The following is a 7,805-nucleotide window of genomic DNA, read 5'->3' as shown; positions in this document are numbered from 1 at the left end:
GCTTAGCAGACTCAACTTCGTTACCGTTGTCGCCGTCTGTGGATGCGCATTATAGGGAGATTTAAACACTGTGCAAGCGCTAATTTGCTTTTCGCAATCGACTGCCTGTTTTTTGCGCAAAACGCTTAGTAAGGATGCACGGTTAGCCAGCTGACTATAGACGAGCGCTAAATATGCCTTGCTTTACGCTGGTTATACTCGTCTACCATCTGCTGCATGATCTGCTGATCGTAAGGCTGCAGGTTACTTAAAATCATTCGTTTTTCACCGGCACCAATGGTCTGTCCTTGTTGGCTGACAATAAAATTCAATAAAACAGAACCGCGCTTACCCTCAACTTTTAATGAAGATGACGCCAGGCTAATCTGCACAGCCGCAGTAGGCAGCTGAGTAAAGTGTAATGCCATGCTTTCATAGATCACTAAGGGACGCAGCGGATTGATCATCACCTGCTGTTGCTGCATTAAGGGTTGTAATATATGAGGGAAGTTTTGCCCGGAAAATTGCACATAGTCTTTAATCAGCGGTTCGATGATATTTAAGTCTTGCGTGAGCGCGCCTGAACGCTGCAAGGTTAAATACACTTTGTCATTGCTATCACAAATTTGGATGTGTTCTGCTGTTTCGCGACAATATAAACTGACATCCGCACTGACCATGCCGGCAAAATGACAACTGATAGACGCATTCAAACCATAATGACTGAGCAAGTAGGCAAATAATAAATCGCCAGGCACGCAAAAGCGTTTAGCGTCTTCATCATGAATAGGATTAAAGTCTGTCGCAACCTGTTTGGCAAAGCGGCAAGATTGCAGTCGGCTAAAGCTAAAGGACTCTGCATTCTTAGTTATAAAATCATCTAACAACATCTGATTACTGCTCAGTTAACTGACGAACTGGCTATTCTAGCCTAATTTGCACTAAAGATGGTCTAGCCAGTGTTAAATGCTCAGCTAAAAAAACCGGCTTGCCCTTAAAAAAAGCTTGCGTAAAATCCCAACAGCAACTACTGTATATCTATACACTGTATATAAAGCCAGTTAGGAGCAAGCATGAAAGTCTCAACCAACAATAAACAACATGGTTATTCGGCTAACGCCTTAGTTAAGCGTGCTATTAAAGCAGATTTTCGGCCTGGCACTGCCTTATACCAGCTGGTACAAACTGCCGGACAAGACAGTACTGAACTGGCATTAATTAATATTCTAAAACAACATCAATACAGTACAGGCTGGATAGTACTGGTTGCGCCGCAACAGTTACCTGATAAGTTTTTAGCGGAGTCATACCAATTACCCGTGGATCGTATTCTGGTTATTCATCCAACAATAAAGCTGACTGCCGCCGATTGTGTACAACAAGCCTTAAAGGCAGATACCACTTCAGTGGTGATTTGTTTTAGCTCAGAACCACAGCCGCAGCTGACTCAGTTAGCCGAACAAACACAAACGACCTTATATCAATTGCAGCCTGCAGCGGGCAATCTGACTCACTAAGCTAACAACAAACGCGGTTAACAGATTATAATAGCCAACGAAAAACGCGGTAACTTATGTATTTACCGCCTTTATACGAGAAGCTGCTATGTCTTTAAATTGCTATTGTTGCTCTAAGCTGTCTTTTGCTGAATGTTGTGAACCTGTATTAACAGCCAAACAGTATGCTACTAGCCCACTACAGTTAATGCGTTCGCGTTATAGCGCTTATTGCCTGAAGCAGATTGATTATCTGGTACAGACACAACATGCAAGCGGGCGCACAGTAACGATAAAGGAAGAAATCACTGCTTTTGCTGAGCAGGTTCACTTTGTGGCACTGGATATCATCAAGGTTAATGAAACCAACCACACTGTCAGCTTTATTGCCCGCTATATAAGTGGCAATAAGCTAGAGACCTTAGCCGAAACGTCAAATTTTGTATTTGAGCATCGCTGGTATTACACCGCGGGAGTAACCGAATTTAGCAGTAACAAGATTAATCGTAATGACACTTGCCCCTGCGGTAGTGGTAAAAAATTTAAACAATGTCATCAGCATCTGGCCTCAGCTCAGGCCTGAATCTCCGGCAGGACCGGACTGAAAGATTTTATGCGGTCTGATGCAGTTGTTGTAATACCTCATAAAGCCCTGTGGCATCAGCCGTAGGCTTTTGCAGCGCTGGGTCCGTCAGCCTGCGCCTGGCATGATGATTTAAATTCTGCCAGACACTGTCAGACAGTTTACGTTTATTGTCCTGCATAACAACAGGCCCAGGCTGTAAATAACTCTGTAACTTTAATTGCCCAAGCCCACCGCTAATAAGTGCTTCACTATGTAATTTACTCAGCGCTATATCTGTATCTTGCCAATCAAAGCGTCGTGCTTTTGCTACCGCCAGCGCCTGATATAGATCCGCTTTCGTCTGCGATTGCTCAACCTCAAGCGTAAAAAAAGGCGCCATCTCATCGACCGCAGCTGACAACATGGCTAACCATAGCGAAAAATCTGCCCGCTGCGCTTCATTCAGGCAACGACTTAGCCGATTATCTAACTGCCATTCATTGGTTATTTGCATATATTGCTTAGTTTTTAGCACTGTTGCTGGCTTTATCGGCAGACAAACAAAAAAGTTAAGTAAAATGCTTTACATCAAAAGACAGTTTGATAATATGCGCCTGCACTTGTGGAGGGGTTCCCGAGTGGCCAAAGGGATCAGACTGTAAATCTGCCGGCACTGCCTTCGAAGGTTCGAATCCTTCCCCCTCCACCATTTCATTACTACACTTCATTTTTCAATAAATATAAAAGTTAATTAATTCTGCCCATCCTTTTATATCTCTATTTTAAACCTTGATAATCTCCAGCATATTGCCGACACTTGCACTATGTCGCTAAGTTCTTGTCAGTAAAACAAAATGGATAATAAGACACTCGAAAATCAACGGGTATTGATTGTCGATGACCAACGCGCCTTTCAGCTGATGCTCAAAGGCATTTTGTATTCTATGGGCGCGACAAATGTGGCTTTTGCTCCGAGTGGCGAGCAAGCGCTGGCCAAGTGTCACCATAACGACTTTGATATTTTATTTGTTGATTATCATCTGGGGATTGGTAAAAACGGCAAACAGTTACTCGAAGATCTGCGTGAAAAAAAACTCCTAAAACCCAGCAGTATTTTTATGATGGTGACCGGCGAAAATACTGTGCCTATGGTGGTCAGCGCCGTGGAGTTAGAGCCGGATGATTACCTGATGAAGCCTTTTTCACAAAGTGTGCTTCGCAATCGAATTGTTCGCTTGCAGAATAAAAAGTCTCACCTTAGCGCCATGTTTCAAGCGCTACATGATGAACTGCCAGAGCGTATCGTTGAATTATGCCAACAAGAACTTAGCCAAAATAGCCGCTATCAACAGTTTTGCAAGAGAGTACTGATTGAAAACTTGCTAAAGTTGCAGCGCTTTGATGAAGCGAAACAACTACTGGCTATTGAGTTAGAGCAGCGCCGCAGTGGCTGGGCACTTATCCTGCGTGCCAAAATCAGCTTATCACAACGCCATTTCACTGACTGCCTGGCGCTGTGCGAAGAAGCTATTAATGAGAATCGTTATTTTGCTGAAGCCTATGATTTAATGGCGCAATGTTATGTGGCTAAGCAAGAACCTGAGCAGGCGTTTAGCTGTATTAAAGCAGCAGCTGACATCGCTCCCTACTCTTTAAGCCGACAATATTTGATGTTGAAAATTGCCCATGCGCTGCATGATGTTCCTGCTCAAGTACAAGCCAGTAAGCAATTGTATGAAATCACCCGCCGTTCCATGCGTCAGGATATTATTCACCTGTTAAACTATATTCGCTCTGTAATTGACGCCGCCAGCCAGGCAGACGAGCCGCAGTTGCGTAATCGTTATCAACAAGAAGCCCTGCTGGCATTACAAAGAGCACGTCGCGACGAGCAATTGGTACGGGAAATTGATTTTGATGTGTTTGAATCGCTGTGTCAGGCCAGATTAGAGTCGGTCAGTGGCCAGCAGTTTCAGGCCAAAAAAAGCTATGCCGTCGTGGCAGAGCAGGCTCAAGCGCAAGCCGATACCATTCCTGATACCGTCATGTTGTTAAACCAAATCGGCGAATATGAACAAGCGTCATCGCTACAACAACTGATCAGTACTGATATGCAAAACAATCCGGTTCTAAAGCACTTGCTGACAGAGCAAAACCGCCATGCCGAGCAGCTACAACAGCGTTTTAAAGCATTAAATAAAGAAGGAATAGCCTTATATAAAACCGGACAATTCTCTGCTGCCCTGCAACGTTTTGAACTGGCCCTGGAGTTGGCGCCGATGAATACCGGCGCCGCGTTAAACTATATTCAAAGTGCACTGCAAATACTCTACAGCCAACAAAAATCACGCCCGCATGAGCTATATGAAAAGTGCAAAAAAACGTTCAGAATTGTTGATAACATGCCGTTACCAGAGCATCACCAGCAACGCTATCAGGAATTAGTACAACAGTTTGAAAAAGTGCGAAGCGGCTTTAAACGCTGAGCGCTACTCACTTCGCTCGGGCCTGACTGCTGATAGCGTCTGCCAATTCAGTTAATATCGCACTGGCACCGATACGCATCCTTTGAGCAGTAGCTTGTTTGCCGGTGACACTTTCGTATAATTCGGTCAATGCCTCAGCTTGCTGCAAAGTCCTGACGCCGCCAGATGCTTTAAAGCCCACCGGGCGCTCACTGGCGGCAATCACGGTTAAAATAATACGTGCCGCTTCCATAGTGACACCTACGGGTACCTTGCCAGTAGAGGTTTTAACAAAGTCAGCCCCCCCGTCGATCACCAGCTCGCTGGCTTTGGCAATTTGTTGTGCTGTGACTAACTCACCCGACTCAATAATAATTTTTAAGCATTTGCCGGCACAGGCCTGTCGAATATCATACAAAAAATGTTTAACAAAACCATGCTCCCCCCTCAGCAATGCCTGATAAGGTAATACACAGTCAATCTCCTGAGCACCCAGTGCTAAAGCCTGCTCAATTTGCTGCAACACCAGATCTACCGGTAGATTTCCGGAGGGGAAATTGACCACTGTTGCCAGGGCCGCAGTGAAACCCTTCTTGGTAATGTAGGATGATGTTTGCGCTAAAAACTGCGGATAAACACAATAGGCCGCTACAGACGTCGGTAGCAAGGGCAAGTCAGTCAGCCATTGTTCGACCTCAGCCGAGCTATCCTCATCCGTTAAGCGGGTAACATCAAGTAAGGATGCAATCTGTAATAATCGTGCTGGATTAGCCATCTCGCTATACTCCATAGGCGGGTCTGGTAAGACTGGTGACAACAGCGCACCAGCATATTTGGCCAGAAGCTTAAACCAGTTAGCCTTTAAATTGCAAAAACTAAAAATAAATTGAAAATAATCTATTTGTCATGGAATCTTTTCAATATATGCCGGTCAGAGTTTATAGTTGTGTTGATGTTGTGTTTCTCTCCCGTTCGAAGTCCTTGTGTGTATTGCCGGCCATTGTGCCGGCTTTTTTTTACCAATACAGCTCTGTCTGATGTTGTGTTAACCAATCACTGGCGGCTTTATGTAATGGATATAGCTGCTGTACCCACAACCAAAAAGCGGCTGAGTGATTAAGGTGCCGCAGATGAGCCAGTTCGTGCACGACAACATAGTCGGCAACCCAGGCTGGCGCTTGCAATAAACGCCAATTAAACCCCACCCGGCCTTTACTGTCACAATACCCCCATTTACGACGCCAGTTACCCAGTTGTAACTGAGTCGGTTTAACCTGCATCACCTCTTGCCAATGCTGCACACGCTCTGCAAACCAATCGGTCGCTTGTGACTCTAGCCATTGCCTTAACAATTTGGCTAAATAGGCGTCAAGTCGCTCTGCGGTAACCGTTTTTGGCACCGTGAGTTGTATATGCTGATGTTGCAGGCTTAGTCCCCCCTTAGGGGCATATTGCCAGCTTAGTGACAGCTGCTGCCCGGCAAACCAAAGCTCTGTTCGCTTTGATAACTCAGGCAGTAACTGAGCCTGTTGTCGTTGCAAGTGCTGCATCACCCAATGCTGCTTATCGGTAAGTAACGTCAGTAGTTGCTGCTGACAATACCCCTTGGGCGCCCTGACTGTGACGGCTGCTTGCTGCACACTGATTGCCACAGTGCGCCGACGCGCACTAAACACGGTTTGATAAGTAAAAGGAAGCGCCTGTTGTCGCATCAACACAATATCTCCTGTTCTCTTGGCCTGGCTGGCTTGCCCTGTTTCAGGTTTTCCATGTTATGATCCAGCCTTTAGTGGTAAATAACCGGACCAGCTTAATGAAAATTATTTCTTTTAATATTAACGGCATCCGTGCCAGGTTGCATCAGTTGCAGGCACTTCTTGACAAACATCAGCCCGATATTGTTGGCTTGCAAGAGATTAAAGTACATGACGATGAGTTCCCGTTGGCACAAGTGCAAGCTATGGGATATCAGGTGTATTACTTTGGCCAGAAAGGCCATTATGGCGTGGCTATTCTTAGCAAGCAAGCCGCCACTCAGCTGCAATATGGCTTTCCCGGCGATGCTACTGACGCGCAACGACGCATGATTATCGGCAAATTTGCACTGGCAAATGGCAGCAGTCTGACTGTACTTAACGGCTATTTCCCGCAAGGTGAAAACCGGGAGCATCCTACTAAGTTTCCTGCAAAAGCCAAATTTTATGATGATTTACAGCATTATTTGCTGCAACATCACCAGCCTGACGAGCTGTTAGCGGTGATAGGCGACATTAACATCTCCCCAGAAGATGTCGATATAGGCATCGGCGAAGCCAATGCTAAACGCTGGTTGCGTGAAGGCAAAACCTCCTTTTTGCCAGAAGAACGCGCCTGGTTAGCACGCTTAAAAGACTGGGGTTTAGTGGATACCTTTCGCAGCTTGCACCCGACAACCACAGAACGCTATAGCTGGTTTGATTACCGCTCTAAAGGCTTTGATGATAACCGCGGCCTGCGCATTGACGTGGTGTTGGCCACGAAAGCACTGGCAGCATGCTGCATAGCATCTGATATTGATTACGAACTCAGAGGCATAGAGCGACCGTCAGATCATGCTCCGGTCTGGTCAGAGTTTAACTTATCTTAAAACCACTGCCGGATAAAAGCCTTGTCAAGTTGTTGATATGCTTGTTTGAGCAGCTGCGCCAAATCCAAGTAACTTTTTGGCGCCTGCTCTGATTTAAGCTCAATACCCTGAGTCTGCATTTTTTCACGCAGTTGCTGACACCAGGTTAGTAATGCGGGCGGTAAAGGCGTACTGGCACGCACTCCCAGCCAGTACCAACCTTGTAATGGCAGGCTGATCAGAAAAAACATCATTGCCATAATAGTCCCGAGCTGCTCAGCGCCTAGCAATTTTAACTGAAACATTGCTGTAATTACCGCAAACACCGGCAAAAAGCGAAATGAAAAACGGGTGAGTTGAATGATTTTATTTTCCGGAAATAACGCATTCAGCTCAGGCTTTACCGGCCAAACCTGACTATAGTCACGCCCGGTTTGTAACACTCTAAACATATTCATTTGCATCGTTATTCCCCTGACAGCCTGATGCGCAGTTGCTTTAACTGTAGCATAGTACGCTGTTAATTACTTTGCCACAGCTGCTCAAAAACAACACCGTTAAAACAAAATCCTATATTTCAAATAATTAGATGCTTTATTCCCGCTTCTTAACAAGGTTACCCACAGCTTCTGTGGACAACCTTAAAGCTCTCTGAAACAAAACAGATTTTTGTCTGAAATGCCAGCAGCGCTATT

General features: G+C 45.4%; 9 protein-coding genes and 1 tRNA gene. 5 read left to right on the top strand and 5 right to left on the bottom strand.

Annotated features, from left to right (window positions below; translation table 11 throughout):
* Positions 1-167: 167 nt before the first annotated feature.
* Positions 168-869: a DUF3581 family protein gene (locus tag V7D78_RS02135; RefSeq protein WP_333606775.1), complete on the bottom strand. Its 702-nt coding sequence runs from the start codon at positions 867-869 to the stop codon at positions 168-170.
* 183 nt (positions 870-1,052) lie between these two features.
* Between V7D78_RS02135 and V7D78_RS02130 the strand changes: the two genes are divergently transcribed.
* Both V7D78_RS02130 and V7D78_RS02125 read left to right on the top strand, forming a co-directional pair.
* Positions 1,053-1,496, top strand: a complete 444-nt coding sequence (locus V7D78_RS02130) for a SulA-like leucine-rich domain-containing protein (RefSeq protein WP_333606774.1) — start codon at positions 1,053-1,055, stop codon at positions 1,494-1,496.
* A gap of 88 nt (positions 1,497-1,584) precedes the next feature.
* Positions 1,585-2,058 (top strand): YchJ family protein, encoded by a 474-nt coding sequence (locus tag V7D78_RS02125; RefSeq protein WP_333606773.1) that lies wholly within the window; start codon positions 1,585-1,587, stop codon positions 2,056-2,058.
* A 28-nt stretch (positions 2,059-2,086) separates the two neighbouring features.
* Here V7D78_RS02125 and V7D78_RS02120 read toward each other — a convergent pair whose 3' ends face one another.
* Positions 2,087-2,554, bottom strand: a complete 468-nt coding sequence (locus tag V7D78_RS02120; protein ID WP_333606772.1) for a VC2046/SO_2500 family protein — start codon at positions 2,552-2,554, stop codon at positions 2,087-2,089.
* A 110-nt stretch (positions 2,555-2,664) separates the two neighbouring features.
* Between V7D78_RS02120 and V7D78_RS02115 the strand changes: the two genes are divergently transcribed.
* Both V7D78_RS02115 and V7D78_RS02110 read left to right on the top strand, forming a co-directional pair.
* A tRNA-Tyr gene (locus V7D78_RS02115) sits at positions 2,665-2,749 on the top strand.
* A gap of 145 nt (positions 2,750-2,894) precedes the next feature.
* Positions 2,895-4,526, top strand: coding sequence for a response regulator (locus V7D78_RS02110; RefSeq protein WP_333606771.1), 1,632 nt, complete (start codon positions 2,895-2,897; stop codon positions 4,524-4,526).
* Positions 4,527-4,533: 7 nt separating this feature from the next.
* On the opposite strand, the gene deoC is transcribed toward V7D78_RS02110, so the two are convergent.
* Both deoC and V7D78_RS02100 read right to left on the bottom strand, forming a co-directional pair.
* Positions 4,534-5,280, bottom strand: a complete 747-nt coding sequence (deoC, locus tag V7D78_RS02105; RefSeq protein WP_333606770.1) for a deoxyribose-phosphate aldolase — start codon at positions 5,278-5,280, stop codon at positions 4,534-4,536.
* Positions 5,281-5,521: 241 nt separating this feature from the next.
* Complete coding sequence (locus V7D78_RS02100) at positions 5,522-6,217, bottom strand: M48 family metallopeptidase (RefSeq protein WP_333606778.1); 696 nt, start codon at positions 6,215-6,217, stop codon at positions 5,522-5,524.
* A gap of 101 nt (positions 6,218-6,318) precedes the next feature.
* Here V7D78_RS02100 and xthA point away from each other — a divergent pair, with 101 nt between their 5' ends.
* Positions 6,319-7,131 carry an exodeoxyribonuclease III gene (gene xthA / locus V7D78_RS02095; protein ID WP_333606769.1) on the top strand — a complete coding sequence of 271 codons (813 nt, stop codon included), beginning with the start codon at positions 6,319-6,321 and terminating at the stop codon, positions 7,129-7,131.
* Here the strand turns inward: xthA and yfbV are convergent.
* A complete protein-coding gene (gene yfbV, locus V7D78_RS02090; RefSeq protein ID WP_333606768.1) occupies positions 7,128-7,574 on the bottom strand; it encodes a terminus macrodomain insulation protein YfbV in 447 nt (148 codons plus the stop codon). The two genes, xthA and yfbV, sit on opposite strands and share 4 nt — an antisense overlap.
* Between the last annotated feature and the right edge of the window lie 231 nt (positions 7,575-7,805).

The sequence above is a fragment of the Arsukibacterium sp. genome, assembly GCF_036735525.1.
Taxonomy (GTDB): Bacteria; Pseudomonadota; Gammaproteobacteria; order Enterobacterales; family Alteromonadaceae; genus Alishewanella.
This window is presented reverse-complemented; position numbering and strand designations above follow the sequence as displayed.